We start from the raw sequence: 1,569 nt of genomic DNA, 5'->3' as shown, positions 1-1,569 counted from the left end.
CGACCGACCTAGGTTAGACCAACTTACTATCTATTTAACTGTATGTTTTTCGATATGTAAGGGGTGTAGGTCTCCCTAAAAAGGAGGTGATCCAGCCACACCTTCCGGTACGGCTACCTTGTTACGACTTCACCCCAGTCACCAGTCCTGCCTTAGGCATCCTCCTCCCCGAAAGGTTGGAGTAATGACTTCGGGCACTACCAGCTTCCATGGTGTGACGGGCGGTGTGTACAAGGCCCGGGAACGAATTCACTGCAGTATGCTGACCTGCAATTACTAGCGATTCCTCCTTCACGCAGGCGAGTTGCAGCCTGCGATCTGAACTGAGCTCCGGTTTACGGGATTTGCTTGCATTCGCATGCTTGCTGCCCTCTGTCCGGAGCATTGTAGTACGTGTGTAGCCCAAGGCGTAAGGGGCATGCTGACTTGACGTCATCCCCACCTTCCTCCGGTTTGTCACCGGCAGTCTCTCTAGAGTGCCCAACTTAATGCTGGCAACTAAAAACGAGGGTTGCGCTCGTTGCGGGACTTAACCCAACATCTCACGACACGAGCTGACGACAGCCATGCACCACCTGTGTTCGCGCTCCCGAAGGCACTCCCAGCTTTCACCAGGATTCGCGACATGTCAAGCCTTGGTAAGGTTCTTCGCGTTGCATCGAATTAAACCACATACTCCACCGCTTGTGCGGGCCCCCGTCAATTCCTTTGAGTTTCACCGTTGCCGGCGTACTCCCCAGGCGGGATACTTAACGCGTTAGCTACGGCACGGCTCGGGTCGATACAAGCCACGCCTAGTATCCATCGTTTACGGCTAGGACTACTGGGGTATCTAATCCCATTCGCTCCCCTAGCTTTCGTCCCTCAGTGTCAGTTACGGCCTAGCAGAGCGCCTTCGCCACCGGTGTTCTTCCTGATCTCTACGCATTTCACCGCTACACCAGGAATTCCCTCTGCCCCGAACGTACTCTAGCTATGTAGTTTCCACTGCTTTTATCTAGTTGAGCTAGACTCTTTAACAGCAGACTTACATTGCCACCTGCGGACGCTTTACGCCCAATCATTCCGGATAACGCTTGCATCCTCCGTATTACCGCGGCTGCTGGCACGGAGTTAGCCGATGCTTATTCCTCAGGTACCGTCATTGTGTTCTTCCCTGAGAAAAGAGGTTTACGACCCAAGAGCCTTCCTCCCTCACGCGGTATTGCTCCGTCAGGCTTTCGCCCATTGCGGAAAATTCCCCACTGCTGCCTCCCGTAGGAGTCTGGGCCGTGTCTCAGTCCCAGTGTGGCTGATCGTCCTCTCAGACCAGCTACTGATCGTCGCCTAGGTAGTCCATTACACTACCTACTAGCTAATCAGACGCGAGCTCATCTCTAGGCAGTTAACCTTTCACCCAAGGGCACATCCGGTATTAGCCACCGTTTCCAGTGGTTGTCCCAGACCTAGAGCCAGATTCTCACGCGTTACTCACCCGTCCGCCACTGTGTCCGAAGACACCGTTCGACTTGCATGTGTTAAGCATACCGCCAGCGTTCATCCTGAGCCAGGATCAAACTCTCCGTTTTG

The 1,569-nt window shown here is 54.0% G+C and carries 1 rRNA gene; it reads right to left on the bottom strand.

Going from position 1 to position 1,569, the window contains the following annotated elements:
• Positions 1 to 79 precede the first annotated feature (79 nt).
• A 16S ribosomal RNA gene (locus G1O98_RS38130) occupies positions 80 to 1,568 on the bottom strand.
• Position 1,569: the final 1 nt, after the last annotated feature.

Source organism: Nostoc sp. UIC 10630, assembly GCF_010747425.1.
GTDB lineage: Bacteria > Cyanobacteriota > Cyanobacteriia > Cyanobacteriales > Nostocaceae > Nostoc.
Note: the sequence above shows the minus strand (reverse complement) of the source record. Positions and strands in the feature narration are given on the sequence as shown.